Annotated in this window: 16 protein-coding genes; 3 read left to right on the top strand and 13 right to left on the bottom strand. The window is 42.0% G+C overall.

Annotated features, from left to right (window positions below):
• From FPZ44_RS22830 to FPZ44_RS22850, 5 genes are all read right to left on the bottom strand, one after another.
• Complete coding sequence (locus FPZ44_RS22830; protein WP_144994329.1) at nt 1-1374, bottom strand: L-cystine transporter; 1374 nt, start codon at nt 1372-1374, stop codon at nt 1-3.
• Nucleotides 1375-1560: 186 nt separating this feature from the next.
• Nucleotides 1561-2148: a hypothetical protein gene (locus FPZ44_RS22835; RefSeq protein ID WP_144994331.1), complete on the bottom strand. Its 588-nt coding sequence runs from the start codon at nt 2146-2148 to the stop codon at nt 1561-1563.
• Between the two features lie 217 nt (nt 2149-2365).
• On the bottom strand, nt 2366-2941 hold the full coding sequence (gene thpR, locus FPZ44_RS22840; protein WP_144994333.1) for an RNA 2',3'-cyclic phosphodiesterase: 576 nt from the start codon (nt 2939-2941) through the stop codon (nt 2366-2368).
• A gap of 98 nt (nt 2942-3039) precedes the next feature.
• Nucleotides 3040-3501, bottom strand: coding sequence for a GtrA domain-containing protein (locus FPZ44_RS22845; protein WP_144994335.1), 462 nt, complete (start codon nt 3499-3501; stop codon nt 3040-3042).
• A 238-nt stretch (nt 3502-3739) separates the two neighbouring features.
• Complete coding sequence (locus FPZ44_RS22850) at nt 3740-4327, bottom strand: LOG family protein (RefSeq protein ID WP_144994337.1); 588 nt, start codon at nt 4325-4327, stop codon at nt 3740-3742.
• A 100-nt stretch (nt 4328-4427) separates the two neighbouring features.
• On the opposite strand from FPZ44_RS22850, the gene FPZ44_RS22855 reads away from it, so the two are divergent.
• Nucleotides 4428-4757: a MazG nucleotide pyrophosphohydrolase domain-containing protein gene (locus FPZ44_RS22855; protein WP_144994600.1), complete on the top strand. Its 330-nt coding sequence runs from the start codon at nt 4428-4430 to the stop codon at nt 4755-4757.
• 165 nt (nt 4758-4922) lie between these two features.
• Here the strand turns inward: FPZ44_RS22855 and FPZ44_RS22860 are convergent, their stop codons facing one another.
• The 5 genes from FPZ44_RS22860 to FPZ44_RS22880 form a co-directional block, all read right to left on the bottom strand.
• Nucleotides 4923-5330: a hypothetical protein gene (locus tag FPZ44_RS22860; protein ID WP_028594891.1), complete on the bottom strand. Its 408-nt coding sequence runs from the start codon at nt 5328-5330 to the stop codon at nt 4923-4925.
• A gap of 173 nt (nt 5331-5503) precedes the next feature.
• Nucleotides 5504-6160 carry a response regulator gene (locus tag FPZ44_RS22865; protein WP_144994339.1) on the bottom strand — a complete coding sequence of 219 codons (657 nt, stop codon included), beginning with the start codon at nt 6158-6160 and terminating at the stop codon, nt 5504-5506.
• The gene (locus tag FPZ44_RS22870) at nt 6132-8552 is read right to left on the bottom strand and encodes an ATP-binding protein (RefSeq protein WP_144994341.1); all 2421 of its coding nucleotides are present in this window, start codon (nt 8550-8552) and stop codon (nt 6132-6134) included. Before FPZ44_RS22870 ends, FPZ44_RS22865 begins: the two co-directional genes overlap by 29 nt.
• The gene (comX, locus tag FPZ44_RS22875; RefSeq protein ID WP_144994343.1) at nt 8543-8725 is read right to left on the bottom strand and encodes a competence pheromone ComX; all 183 of its coding nucleotides are present in this window, start codon (nt 8723-8725) and stop codon (nt 8543-8545) included. The genes FPZ44_RS22870 and comX overlap by 10 nt, the downstream gene beginning before the upstream one ends.
• 309 nt (nt 8726-9034) lie before the next feature.
• Nucleotides 9035-10162 (bottom strand): lantibiotic dehydratase C-terminal domain-containing protein, encoded by a 1128-nt coding sequence (locus FPZ44_RS22880; RefSeq protein WP_144994345.1) that lies wholly within the window; start codon nt 10160-10162, stop codon nt 9035-9037.
• A gap of 415 nt (nt 10163-10577) precedes the next feature.
• On the opposite strand from FPZ44_RS22880, the gene FPZ44_RS22885 reads away from it, so the two are divergent.
• Nucleotides 10578-11198, top strand: coding sequence for a TetR/AcrR family transcriptional regulator (locus tag FPZ44_RS22885; RefSeq protein WP_144994347.1), 621 nt, complete (start codon nt 10578-10580; stop codon nt 11196-11198).
• Nucleotides 11199-11240: 42 nt separating this feature from the next.
• Complete coding sequence (locus tag FPZ44_RS22890) at nt 11241-11918, top strand: MBL fold metallo-hydrolase (protein WP_144994348.1); 678 nt, start codon at nt 11241-11243, stop codon at nt 11916-11918.
• A 143-nt stretch (nt 11919-12061) separates the two neighbouring features.
• On the opposite strand, the gene FPZ44_RS22895 is transcribed toward FPZ44_RS22890, so the two are convergent.
• The 3 genes from FPZ44_RS22895 to FPZ44_RS22905 form a co-directional block, all read right to left on the bottom strand.
• Nucleotides 12062-12955: an NUDIX domain-containing protein gene (locus FPZ44_RS22895; protein ID WP_144994349.1), complete on the bottom strand. Its 894-nt coding sequence runs from the start codon at nt 12953-12955 to the stop codon at nt 12062-12064.
• Nucleotides 12956-13332: 377 nt separating this feature from the next.
• Entirely contained in the window at nt 13333-14577 is a 1245-nt protein-coding gene (locus tag FPZ44_RS22900) for an RtcB family protein (protein ID WP_144994350.1), read from the bottom strand.
• A gap of 31 nt (nt 14578-14608) precedes the next feature.
• Entirely contained in the window at nt 14609-15334 is a 726-nt protein-coding gene (locus FPZ44_RS22905; protein WP_144994351.1) for a hypothetical protein, read from the bottom strand.
• Nucleotides 15335-15338: the final 4 nt, after the last annotated feature.

Raw genomic sequence — 15338 nt, forward strand, 5'->3', positions numbered from 1 at the left:
TTAAAGTCCTTTGTTGAACTTCTCACGATCCCATTGGCCAAGCCAGCGAGAGGACAGCACCCCGGCCGTCATAGAGCCATTAACGTTTACAAGTGTACGACCCATATCAATGAGCGGCTCAACCGATATGAGCAACCCTGCCAGTGCGACAGGAAGATTCATGGAGGATAAGACGATAAGCGCTGCAAAAGTTGCTCCGCCTCCAACACCTGCTACGCCAAAGGAACTAATAGCGACGACCGCGACCAATTGAGCTAAAAATCCTAAGTCCAACGGATTAATGCCTGCGCTAGGAGCAATCATAATTGCCAGCATGGCTGGGTAAATACCCGCACATCCATTTTGTCCTATTGAAGCTCCAAATGTCGCACTAAAGTTCGCAAACGATTGCGGAACACCTAAACGATCTACTTGCGTTTCGATATTCATCGGAATCGCACCTGCACTTGAACGTGATGTAAATGAAAAGGCAAGCGTAGATAATGAACGTTTGAAATATCCGATCGGCGATATTCCCGAAACAGCCAACAACAACGCATGTACAAGCAGCATAAGTGCTAATGCAACATAAGAAGCAACCACGAACTCTCCCAATTTCAATATTTCAGCGGGGGCAGTTGTTGAAACCACCTTCGTCATTAAAGCAAATACGCCATATGGTGTAAGCCTCAATACAATCGTCACCATTCTCATTACAACCGCATGCAATGCATCAATGATGGACATAAACATTTTGCCGTGCTCTGGCTTCTTTCGGGCTACCCCTAATGCTGCAACCCCAATAAATGCCGCGAAAATAACAACTGCAATCGTAGAGGTACGACGTGCTCCCGTCATATCCAAAAACGGATTAACTGGAAGGAACTCCAACACCTGCTGCGGAAGCGTAAGATCTTTTACTTCTTCAACTTTCGTATCCAAATATTCGCCTCGCGCTACTTCCTGATCACCAGCTTGAATGTCGAGAGAGGATAAGCCAAAGAACAGCGAGACAGAGATAGCGATAACAGCTGCAATAGCTGTCGTCCCGACCAATATCCCAATGATCGTAGCACTCATCTTACCAAGACCTGTTTTGGATTGCACATGAATAATAGCAGAAATAATCGAAACAAAAATGAGCGGGATAACGACCATTTGTAACAACTTTACATATCCCGTTCCCACAATACTAAGCCAATCATTGACCGATTTTACAACGGAATGATCAACACCGAATATGAATTGAAGTAAAGCACCAAAACCAATACCGATACCTAATGCTGCAAACACACGCTTAGTAAAAGGCACATGCTTGCGCTGCATTCGGTACAACAGACCGATTAGCAGCCCTGCTGCCGCTAAGCATAGCAGCACGATCCATAAGTTTGTCATAACTAACATCTCCTTGCCTTACTAACATTCTGTATATTGAGTTTGTATAACTATATTCCTTATCTTACTTACACCTATTTGGAATATCCAATCCGTACGCCAAATCCTAATTATCCACTTCTAATGTTAGCATTAGGACGAGCTTGTATTCCTTTCCCCGCTTAAACAACTTTGGCTTCTTCATTTTTACTTATCTTTGCGCAGTCCAAAGCGGATGGTCCATTGACCTGTTTCTGCTCGGATGTCATCAACTTGAATAAGAGCTGGCAAATAAGCACGAAGATCAAACGCGATTGGCTTCTGTTGTGACTCCAACCAACGTTCAGGAATTGGAATATGCTTAAGCGTCATGCGTGAAGGCGTCAAGAGCAGGGTCTGTGTCTGCGTGTTCCAATTCACGTCCAAATAAATATGAAACTCTGCATCAAGCATGTCCCACGGACGGAGGTGAAGTGTGACATCCAACTGATCCTCTAACAGCTGAATATCCATCCCTTGAACATTCCATTGAGTCCACTCCGGCTTCTGCTTCAGCAATTGCTGAACATATGTAGAAGCATATTGATTCCATTCTTGCTCGGAAATCGTTATTTCTCGACTGCGTTCCTGGGTAACACGCTTCAGAATAGAAGGAAGACTATTGTCCGGTACGGCTTGCCAACCTATTGGCCTATCTGGCTGAATATAAAAATATAGGCAGACTCCTGCCACAATAACCAATAGGAATACACTGATTATGATGCGCAGTAACCATGATTTCTTTTTCTTCGCCAATCCATCTCCCTCCATTCTGCTCTACAGCTTAAGTCAACGCTTCATGGATAACCAACTTCCACACAATAACTTACAATAAGTTAGGAAGTAATATATATGTATTGTATAACCATAATCAAATATAAACAATACAGAAAAAAGCTCCATCACCCACCCAACGTTCAAAGCAGTGAGAAGCTTCACATTAAGATACATCCTATTTCATTAACGTTCATCGTCAGCTATTCAAATTTCTCATCTGAGCAACATGTATAGCCTCATACATAGGACGCTCATGCATATGTGTTCGATAAAGTACAAGACGGTCGACTGACCAATTAGTATACTCCTCATCATTTTGCTGAAAAGGAAGTATAAAAGGTTCATTACCTTGAAATTGTCGCGCTACTGTTATATGCGGAGAGTACGGCCTTGATTCCCTCTCGTACCCCTCCAGCGCGAGATGCCTTCCAACAATCTCAGCAATGCCTAATAAAGATTCCTTCTCACCATGAACATCTCTCCATAATACTCGTGGCAAGCTGGGTCTTCCAAATGTCCCCCATCCTCCTAATCGCAGCTCGAATGGTGAGCTGTTCGCCCCAGCTTCATTCATTCTTGCTTGAATATCTGGGATTCTTTCTACCTCAATATCACCTAAAAATTGAACCGTGATATGATAATCCTGCCACATTGTCCATTTACGGAAGGTTACCGCTGAGGAGCGAGCATATGCATCAACCTGATTATGCAGCATATGCTTCCACGCAAGTGGAAGCTCAATCGCTATAAAAACTCTCCATGTGGGTTCCATCTTGGCACCTCGGGTTTGCGCAATTTTTAAGATTCAACCTCGTCAGTTTGGCTATAGCTTACTTCATTCATACATAAAGAAATAAAAACAGTCGGCGATTATACCTCTTGTTCAGGCACTGGTGCAGGTGATACTAGCGGGGGTTTCTTATATGTCTCTACATCTTTCGGAAATAGGATAAACTTCTCCAACACAATCGATAACATCGAAAAAACGCTAGCTTCCAAAAAAAGAACCACATCTAGTTGTAATTTAGGATCCCAATCAGGTGCCCATATGGATATACCGTGATAAACCCAAGGATGAATGACAATAAAAGCAACGGCATGACTGAAAAGATACACTCCAACTATTTTGCCTACGGCTACAACTGAAAAAGATTGTATATGGTTCATATATGGCCGGAGAACCATATAACTCCACACAATTCCGCATGCGTTACCAACAAAAGTCGCCCATATATAGGGCCACTTTAGTCCGTGTAAAAGTAACATAATAAACCCAATTCCGATGAGCAAATTGCCTACTCCAATTAGGATATAGGTACTTCGTTGTCTCATCTCTCTCTACACGCTTCCTTCCGTTACAACCTGACTAGGATGCATTACTTCCTTAATAACATCATGTTTCGATATAAAAGTAAAAGGGATGCGTTCAATTTTTATAATATCTTTAACTTATATTTTGGAAACGTACTATCTTTAGTATTGATCAGCTTCAAAAAAAGAGAAACAAGCTGGCCCGAGTATGTTATCGGAACCAGCTTGTTGTGCGGACGCTTCTTCTATCCTTATTAAATTAGACCTTAGCTTCTAACTCTGACCATTTATTACCTAACTGAGGACGTTGATAAGCAGCCATCTTCTCCAATAGCTGAACAACATCATCTTCACATACAACTAAATGATGATGGCCAGGTAAAGCAAAGCCCGCTTCGATCGATTGCTCCATCAATTGCATAATGGGAGTATAATAGTGTTCTATATTTAACAAAGCAACCGGCTTCTGATGTATTCCTAGCTGAGCCCAACTTAATACCTCAAACCATTCCTCAAATGTACCAAAACCACCTGGCAATGCAATATAACCATCTGCAAGACTTCCCATTTTGGCTTTGCGTTCATGCATATCTTTTACGACTATGAAGTCAGTTAATCCACGATGAGCCATTTCTCCAGTAAATAGCCCTTGGGGCATTACCCCGATAACTTCTCCACCCTGTTGGAGTACAGCATCAGCCAATTCACCCATTAAGCCAATTTTCGAACCTCCATACACAAGTCCAATACCGCGAACCGCCATTTCGTTTCCTAATCTCCGAGCCTGCGCTGCATAATTAGGGTGATTTCCTGTATTCGACCCAGCAAAAACACAGATGCGTTTCATCCTTATCGCTCCCATCATTCGTTGTCCGTTGCTTACTCACTTTCTATCAGATAAAGTATATTATACAGATGTTGGAACAAAAAGAGGAGCAAACATGACCATGCCTAGAATAGAAAATATTCAACAATTCGAGCAATGGGTACAACAGTTTTATGAGCAACGTCAATGGTCTCAATATAATCCTTTTATTCGCGCTGGATTCATGATGGAAGAAGTAGGAGAACTGGCTAGAGCCATTCGGGCAATTGAAATAGGGCGAGACCGACCTGATGAAGAGGTAATGTGTTACGATCATGCTCGACAGCAGTTAGTTGAAGAACTGGGAGATATTTTAGCAAATATGTTAATCTTGTCCGATAAGTATGATATATCCTTAGATGAAATTATGAATGGGCATGTAGCTAAGCTTAGTGCTAGATTCGATACATAAATTAAGACGTAGAGCATTGTTATATCTCAATATTTTAACTCGAATAATTTCTTAACGCAGTACTCTTACTTGCATTGCTGTTCGTGCCAAGAGCTTTACCTGCAATTAAGCTTCAGTATGTACATGCATATCGCCCATCATAGAAGGATTAATAATGAAGCTAATTTACTGCCTCGAAGCTCTTGGCTGCCGCTCATAACTCTCATTTTCTTTTTCCAGTAGTGCCGTTAAATTGTAGTTGGATTCGAACCAAGTGCTAATAACAAGGCTATCCTGCTTCATCGCAAAATCAAAAATCATCTCACCATGGGTCCAATTCTTTTTATGCTTCAAAGCTTCGATAGCCATCATACGGAAAGAGGCGACATGGCGCTTCTGCATTCCCTTACGTAACTGTACAACTACACCGTCTCGACATTCTAGCGGATCATGCTTAACTCCAAACTTACCAATCACATCATTGCGAAGACACACGACTAAAGTCCCGCCTGACAACCCTAGTAGTTCAGGTTCTAACTGTTCAAATACTAGGCTTAATTGTCTAGTAAGACTCATTTCATACACTTTCGGCATTTTTAATTCCTCCTTTAATATTTCAACCCATTTTATTACACAATGGCTCTACACAGGCATTATAAGACATAATTATACAATATACAACATATTTCGAACATTTCTTCTCAATTTTGTCGAAATTAAACAAAAACAAAAAGACCCTTTGTCATTAAGACAAAGGGCCTATGCCACTAAAATGTTTCTGATCGAATAAGTCCAAGTCGCTTCGACTCCACGATAGCTTCCGAACGGGATCGCACGCTTAACTTATCAAATATACGAGTTAAATTGTATTCTACCGTTCGCTGACTCATATGGAGCTTCACGGCAATCTCTTTATTGCTCAGTCCTTCTGCTACCTCTTGCAAAATGTCCTGCTCACGTTCATTAATGGAAGCTTCTTCAACCGTCCCATCACTGCGAGTTACCTTCACTTCTCCACGTCGAAGCTGCTTAAGCAAAGAAACAGGAATAACCGCCTCCCCACGCATAGCACAATAAATAGAAGCTAGCAGTTGTTCACGAGATACGGTTTTAGAAATAAAGCCAGACACACCGTATTGAATGAGCAAGTTAAAATGAGAGATGATGTCGTGGCCCGTATAGATGATTACACGCCTGTCCGGATCTTCCTGCATCAATCGCTTCGTAAGCTCCAAACCCGTAATCGTTGGCATATTCAAATCACATAAAATAATATCGAACGATTCCTGCTTAAGCGCTTCTATTGCTTCCATGGCAGAAAGAACGACATGAACACTCATATTGGAGTCTTGTTCAATCATCGTCTTTGTTCCTTCACCTACAGACGGATGATCATCAACTAATAAGATACGAATCTCGCTCATGTTCATTTTCCCCTCTACTGCTAGATAATATAGTTGGCAGCATGATCTGGACTTCAAAACCTTGCCCTTTCTCAGAATGGAACTCTATCTCACCTTCCAAACTAATGACTCTCTCACGAATTCCTGACATTCCCATATGACTAAATGAAGACTCCGTCTGATGCAAGTCCATACCTACACCATCATCTTTGTATGTAAAATAGACTTGGTCGTTCATCTGTTTCAGTTCAATCCATACTTTATCTGCTTGAGCATGTTTCGATGTATTTCGAAGCAGCTCCTGTACAATTCGGTAGACAGCTGTAATTTGCTCTTCACTAAGCATGCTTTGCAGTGGCTCTACTTTAAATTGCACATCGAAATTCACATGGAGACGCATATGATCGAGCAAGGAATCAAGTGCCTGCTGCAGCCCTAGCTCTTTTAACAAAGGAGGCCTCAACTCATTACACGTCTCTCGAATTTGGAAGATAACATCGAGCAAACCTTCTTTAATGTCATAGAGCTGCTGCATCGATTCCGATGACAACTCATACTTGTAGTCCGTCAAGAATGTTTCCAGCTTGCGGAACCATATGAGTTGATCTTGCAGCGCAGAGTCATGCAAGTCAGAAGCCAAGCGTCTTCGTTCATTTTCGGATAGACAGAAGATTAACCGCAATACCCATGGAGAAGCTCCTCGCCCCTTTTGCATCTCCGTCTCCAGATCATCTAGCAAATTTTGAATCAAATACAAGTTCTCATTTAAGATACTTGTATAATTGGCTACAGTCTTAAACCATCTTAGTTCATCCACATTGAACGTTGTGTTGTTCACTTTGTTACCGATCCAGATCGCATATAGCTGATCGTTACGCCGCCCGATTATGAGACATAAGCCATCTTCCAAAGTAACGATATCAGCCACCTTCAAGGAACGACGCCCAAGCAGCAACTTGTGATCCTCTTCGCATAGCTGCATATCTTCAGGATGCTCTATAGAACCTGCTCCCTTATCGATCGTAAAGAAGTGGATATCTTCCACCGGCATTAAAGTGCGAATTTCTTGTGATAGAGAACGCTCCAGATCATCGTGCTTCATGACTTTGGATAGTGCGCTAGAATATCGATCCAATCCCTCTTGTAGAGAGTACATCTGCTTAAATATTTTTGGGCGATAGCGATAGTCTATTTGCTCTTTCAAGTAGAGCAGTAGCATCATGCTGCTGTATACGATAATGAAAAATTTGAATCCTACCCAAAAATAAGACTCCGTTTGTAAACTGATTACTAACAATGTCGTTACAATAAGAGAAGGAATTAACGCTAATGCTGCATAGTACTTAAATCGTGTAACGACAAAATCAACGTCAAAGAGCCGCTTCGACGTGAATAAATACAAATAGCCTATCGGCAGAGCGATAAGGAACAGTGTAGTAAAGTGATACACAACTAATTGAGTATTAAATAAAAGAAGTGGGATTAAGTTCAATACCACAAAAGGTGTAAACGCTATCGCATGTGATACTAACATAATTTTAAACAACGGTTTTAGCTTAGCATGCCGTGGTTTACGGTAAACATCGATCAAACAATATAAACAAAGCCCATAACCTATAATCAAAGTTATATATGTTAAAAATGAACTTGCATCGAAAGTTGTTGAAGCAAAAACATCTGTCACTGCTAATATGAAATTAATAATGACCACGAGTTCAATAAATAATAAAGCGATGAACGTAAATTTGGATTTATATATAAATTCAATATCATAACGTCGCAAATATACATTCATAAAATAAAGAAAAACAAATGGAATCACTGGAAGAAGCCCTGACATAATAAATCTTCCAATTGGATCAATACGAATAGCAAGCGAAGAAGCATAGTAGGAAAAACCAATCATTAGAAAATACATGACAAGGATAACTGCAGCCTTGTCATGTTTACACTTCACATACAAGATAAGGGATATAATCAAATTAGCTATAAAGAAAAATAACGGTACTATAAAGCCAAAAATCAATTCACTCTCTGGCATTGATCTTATACCATCTGCGACAAATGTATACAATTTCGGGCCGGTTATAGGAGAGTCAACTAATACACTATTAGCATTTTCAATCCTCCCATATTTAATAAATATATCCGTTTCGGCCGCGGGTTTGCCATCTACTTCGATTACTCGATCTCCAACTTGCAATCCATTCACATACGCTTTTCCCAATGGAGAGATTTCTGTAATTATCACATTCCCAAACTTGTCGGGCTCTCCAAATATACCTATTATTGGCACCGTAAAGATAACGAACGTAATATAAGAAAAGAACGTGCAGATTAACAGCACGACTGACATAAAGTATGCCTTATGCGTAGTATGCTGATTTTCTGCACGGTCTATTTTTATCTCCAATTGTTAGATACCCCGTAGTAGACGTTCTCTGCTGCTATATTGCTACCCATAACATCAAAGAGCGCCTTACTTTCAGTTTCACTTATCCCCGCGAACTGCACTTTACCTTGCAAGAAGCTCTCCATCAGATCGCGGTCCTTTAATAAGGATTGAATAATATCATTTAGCATCATTGTCTCGATTGCCTCCCCATATTCATCTCTTTCAGTGCCTCACTTCTAAATCTAACAGGTAGGTAACGTTTTCACTCCGCAATTCGGTGTTGTATTTACCGCAATATTATTGCGGTATTATACTTGCGCGATTTGCAGGATTCTGCAATATCCATATCCCACCTACCTTGCCAGACATTTATTGTAGCGCATGAAGGAAAAAATGGGCAACTATTAATCCGCGCATTTGCAATACGTGGACTTATAGCTACCCATTTGGACAAATTCTACCGTATCAAATCATTGCATTTTATATCTAAAATCATAGTTCTAATTTAGCTCAGCACGCTGCATACGATACTGGTTGTTCGCCAATAGAACTCGTTCAGCACTTCCCGCCATCAAGTAAGCAAGCAAATGTTTCACATGCGCACTAATATGGAATAAAGGCAGCAGCCCATCTAGAACCCCCATTAAACAGCAATAGGCATTCATCGCGGAGCATTGCTCTTCCTCTTGATCTTGCCTTAGTTTCGTTACCGCAGACAATAGACGCTCCGCCTTGGATGCAAATTGCCCAGTAATTCCCCCCGACAACGGGTAAAGATGTTCTAGCCAAAGCTCTTCTACTTCTGCAGTCTGAAGCAGTCCTTCTTCCGTAAGCTTCATGACAGCGCTCGACAATTCTTTTAAAGCAGCCGACCATCTTCGCAACAGCTCATCCTTGCCTTCATACAATCCCGTTTGAGATGAATACTGTACAACTTCTTGCACAGCTTCGTCAAAAACAACGCCCCACTGGCCATCTACTTCCTCAAACTGCTTTATAATAAACTGTTTTTGTTCAGAACGTTTCATATATTCCACATAGTTCGAAGCAATCTCTTTATAAATGCTACAGCCTGCATCCAAGCCACGGCTCGGAAACAACATGCTGACAGATGCCATCATTCGCACAAGCTGCACATAACGGGCTTGTCGATTAGAACGTGTGCGCTCAATTTCTATATGTACGAGTTCATACGTATAAGCGTAAAAACTACGAAGCAATTCAGATAATAACGGATGCTTCCACATCCCAGATACACAATTGTGTTCAACTACAGCTACCTGATTGTCAGGCTGTAGGGGCACAAGTGGACCAACACCAGGACACTCACTCTCCCACTGCTCACATAATTGTAAATAAGAGCTTTCATCAAGCTGACGTTGTGAAGGATATTTCGACAAATATGCTTTCAATCGATCTTTAATTTGTAAAAAGCAACCCTCAACAGCTTCTTCCTGCTCGAATTCTACATGAATAGCAATATGAGGACCGAACCTCCAATGCCGCTGCACATAGGCTCGTACGAAGCTGCCATTCGCTTTCATTTGCTGGAGGACAGGTCTAATACCATCAAGCAACAAAGCTTGCTTATCATCTTCATAATAGTAGACTTGCATTGACTTCCACATACGGGGGAACTCCTTTCCTGATCACCTACAGTAAGATACCCCCTATAAATGAATAAACGATGCTGAAACGGCAGGGGTCACCGTTTACAGCATCGTCACTCTAGTAGCAGAGGGGTCAGTTTTTCAACAGTAAAGGTCGCTAGGGGAGAGGGACGACCTTATCAACTGTTGAATGAGGAGAACCTGACGTAACTGCAAGGTTGTCTTATTTGCATCATATACGATTTTTCGGCATTATTCACCGACAACTAGTGTTGTAATTACCACAATAAAATTGCGTTGTTGGTTCGGTGATTATCCGCATTGACGAAATAGGAAAATCATGCTATTTTATAACCAACGGTTAGTAACCAATGGTTATAAAATGTTTATCTCCATTTTTATACATAAAAACATAGCTAATAGGAGTGATCTCATGAACAAAGCTCAACGCTCAGAGTTAACGAAGCAAGCGATTTTATCCGCTGCTGCTGATCTTTTCACGAGTACTGGATTTGAGAAGGTTACCATGCGAGAGATTGCAAAGCAGGCAGGATGTTCACACACGGCCATTTATATCTATTTTCAAGATAAAGAAACACTGCTCTTCCAATTAGCTAAACAGCCATTACAACAATTGCAAGACCGCCTGCATGAACTTCAGCAAGATACGAATCTTGCTCCTGATGCAACATTGAAGCAAATGGCACTAGCTCTCATCCATTTTGGACTTACCTATCGCAGCATGTATCATTTATTTTTCTTTGCTCGCTCATCCAGAGTTGATGAAAAAGAACCTAATTTAGTCATACAGAAGCTGCGGAACGATCTATTCTCTGTACTACGATCATCCATGGCTGACATGATTAACGCTCCAGAAGAAGATACACAAACATTGGCGTATACACGTGCTTTCTACTATTGTTTGCATGGCATTATTACTACGTACCTCGAATCAGATGAGTCTGATTCTGAACTACATGTTCGTTTGGATGATACGTTTGAATTAACAATTGATCTCTTTCTAACAGGGATTCGACATCATATACAACGATAAATAACGAGACTTAATAGAAAACAACTTAAAGGAGGATTTCTTATGAAGTTAGAACAAATTTCTACTCATATATGGTCTTTAAAAACGTGGTTCTTGTTTCCGATGCGAGTGTGGCTAGTTAAGGACGAAGAAGGCATTACTCTTGTGGATGCTGGCATGCCATTTATGGCCCGCAGCATTCATCGTGCGATCGATCAACTGAATGCAGGCTCCTTGCAGCGCATCCTACTAACCCATGGCCATAGCGATCATGTTGGTTCCGTGCATAAGCTTCACAGTGCTTATAATGTTCCGATATATGCTCACGAAATAGAAGTTCCTTATATGGAAGGTCAACTTACATATCCTCGCCGTCGCAAAATTGAAAAAAATATACGAGAAGGATTAGCTGCTGCTCTTCCGACTACTGAAAATGGCCATCTACAATCGTTCGCTGGATTACAGCCCTATTTGACACCTGGTCATTCTCCTGGACATACCGTATACATGCACGAAAAGGACGGTGTCTTACTGGCAGGTGATTTGTTCACCTCCAAGCGCGGTCGCTTGAAGCGCCCTATGTCTGCCTTTACTGCTAATATGAAAGAAGCGATCGAAAGCGGCTCGATCATTACTCAATTGCAGCCGAAACATCTTGAAGTTTGCCATGGCGCACCTGTTTTGAATCCTGCCTCTCAATGGGAGGGCTATCTTGCAGAGAATATGAAAGATTATAAATAGACCAACTGATGCTAAAAAAGACCGCATTATCAAGCAGATATATGCTTGTATAATGCGGTCTTTTAGTACAATTACAATTATAAAGAATCTTATAAATAGGTAGGCACCATCTCCGCAATACAGCGGACTGCCTCACTACTACTCTAATTATATAAAGATAACTTAGGCGTATAATCTGTAAATCGATACAGCTGTGCTGGTCGCTGCGAATAACGATTCGAAGTGAGCAGCCCCCCATTGTCTCCGCGCACTTCCTCAATAAGCCCTTGGCGAGTACGAGTTGATGTCAGCTTACGTACAAAATTCGGTTCCTCAAACGTGGGTACGACCGTCTGCAGCACTTGATACAGCTCACTTATCGTGAATGCTTCCGATAAAAACTGCTTCGCAATCGTTGTCGTCATCATCTTCTCTCGTATCATATCGAGGGCATCCTGAATAATAAGACGATGGTCAAATGCCAAATCCATATTCAGAGCCTCTTCAACCGGAATCAGCTTCAAGTCTGCCGCATCATAAGAAGCGCGACGGGCAGCTAATACTTCCTCCTGTACGAGAGCACAAAATGCGTGCGACAATATCCAACCACGCGGGTCTCTACCTGGAGTACTGTATATATTCAAATATTCAATATGAACATCTGTTACGTTTGTCTCTTCTTGAAGCTCGCGTCGAGCACACTCATATAATGTCTCCGTCTCTCTGCAAAAACCACCTGGTAAAGCCCATTGTCCTGCAAACGGCCAGCGTTTGCGTTGAATAAGCAATACTTCGAGCTGTCGCTTCGGCATCGACTTCTTCACAGTAGGACGTTCCTCAGTCGTAATTGTAAATATCACAATATCCGCCGGAGCACCATCTGGAGTACGGTAACGGTTAGGTGAGTAATTTTTCTCATAATCATCTAATGGCTGCTCTAGCGATGAGGCCAAATTGGATGCTTTCTGCTCTTCTACATGAGATGTCGCAGTGTCTGCATCAGATACCTTACGCTCAGACGCACTGGATTGGCAAGAGTCGGCTTCGTTACCGTTCATGATTGTATCTATCCCTTCCATATAAAACATGATATCGCCCTACTTGTTCCGTTATCTTAAACCATATAACGGACTAATAACGTTACCTTTATTTATTATGTATAATTGTCTATTTAATAATATAAATACGACATTTATTATAAAGTGTCAACTATTTGCATGTGAAATGGTTATTATACACCGTTTAAATAAGCTTGTCCTTTGTTAAGAACGCTAAGAACATTACTATCTGCTTCATTTATATACTGCTGCCCATTCTCATCGCTACCCATATTTTACTTCAATTTACTTCCTTCATGCTAATTATAGCTGATCCTCTATTCATAACAATCAAAAAAAGACTTCCCGAATAGGTTTCTCATTCAGGAAGTCCACCCTTAGTCTTTATAAGGATCAAACTCGTTAGCACCAGCCATACAAACCCCGATTGGCCTCAATACGTGCATAACGTCAATCGTGTTGCGATGCGCATCCAACACCGTTTGCAATTTACGGTAAACGAATGGACTTTCGTCTGTACCTGCTCCCCGCAGCTCAACACCGAATGCATGCACAGCCTGATTCATTTGAGTAGTTGTAATTTTGCCGCCAGTACGTTTGCGTGTACGCCAATTCATTTTACCTGCCGCTTCGGTACGACTCATAACACGACCCGCTCCATGTACGGTACTATAAAACGAATCCCGATTCTCTTCCGTATCCTTGCCGCGTACAATAACTGAAATATCACCCATACTGCCGCCAATAAAGCCTAACTGACCTGGAGCAGAAGGTGTCGCTCCTTTGCGGACAACGATTGTATCCCTTCCGTTATGCATTTCACGCCATGCATAGTTATGATGATTATGCACCTCAAAGTCAGCTTCTGTCCCTAATATGGACAATACCTGGTCCATCACATAGTCGCGGCCCGCATAAGCATATCGTCCAGCCAACTGCATCGCGCGATAATACATCTCTCCAAGTTCATGCCCTAACTCTAACAGCACAGGCGGCTGATCCATTTTCTCTCCCGGGGCCTTTGCAAAAAACTCACGTCCCGCCGCTAAGTTAATGAATCCACTCGCCGTCCGATGTCCGAAGCCTCGACTTCCAAAGTGATTACCAATCCACAGACGTCCTGTTTCTGTCTCCTCGAATAAGTCAACGAAATGATTGCCGCTGCCCACTGTGCCAAGCTGTGCTCGAGCCAACGCAAACAGCTTGTCATGCTCCTGTTGTCCGATTTCTCGATAAACAGCCCAATCCGGATCATCAAACAACTCATGATCCACTCGCTCATTATTTACACGCCCTACACCGAACGAAATCGATCGAGCAATCTGGTCCATCACTTCTGAAATACGCGGCAGAACGTCAGATGCCATTAAGTTCGTTCGCACCGCCTTATTACCACATCCAATATCGTAACCGACACCTGACGGGGAAATTTGTTCATCATATACGACTACACCGCCTATCGGCTGACTGTATCCTTTATGATGATCAGCCATAAGCAAAGACTGAATCACTCTACCAGTCTCTGCGCAAGTTTGTGCTTGTGACAGAGCACCCGCATCTGGTTCTCCCCAGACACGGACTCCATTAATGGTTTGATAATTTTTATTGATGCTAGCTTCCATTTTTAATTAGGCTCCTATTGCAAAAATTTGATTATGAACAGTCACGCTGTAATTTAAATTGTAACGTATCCAGTGCTAAATCCATCGTCTGTTGGGGTTGATGTGATTCCCAGTTGGTACGATCGGCAACGATACCGAACTCTGATCGCGGTAGTTCATACTGATTTATAGTTACAGATTGCGCAGTCTCCAGCGACTTCATTACAGATGCTGCTTGTATTTCCGGTGAACCGTGCATCTCTGTCATATTCGTCATCGTCGAAGCGTGCTGATCGCAATCGCCTACGTTCACTCGCTCCATAAATCTAACAAGCGATTCCTCGTTTTCTACCAAACAGATGCTTTCATGATCAATACGATCATCTCTCCATACTGGGATACGAACAAATGCTACTCGATCCTTAGGATACACGAACAGCAAGTTGCGCGAAGAAGGCATAAGCTGGATTCGGGATGCTTTGCGATCCCCCTTCTCATCAGCTACGACTGTCCATTCTTTTGCCTCGAAAATATCAAATACTCGTGCCGCGCATTCTACACTTTCACTTCCCGAGCGCACATCAGCGTCTAGCTGCTTCCACACAACATCCTCTTGCCCATGACTGGATACGATTGACCATGTACGTCCGAATCGCTCTTTCAATAAACCTTGAATCGCTTGCACCGCTTGTGCGTAGCGTTCAAATACCGTTAATCCCGCTTCAAATAATACTAAAACCCGTTCGTCAGGGTGTTGTGCATGTAAGTTTGTACTCATTATA

Source organism: Paenibacillus agilis (genome assembly GCF_007786455.1).
In the GTDB taxonomy this organism is placed as follows: domain Bacteria; phylum Bacillota; class Bacilli; order Paenibacillales; family Paenibacillaceae; genus Paenibacillus_B; species Paenibacillus_B agilis.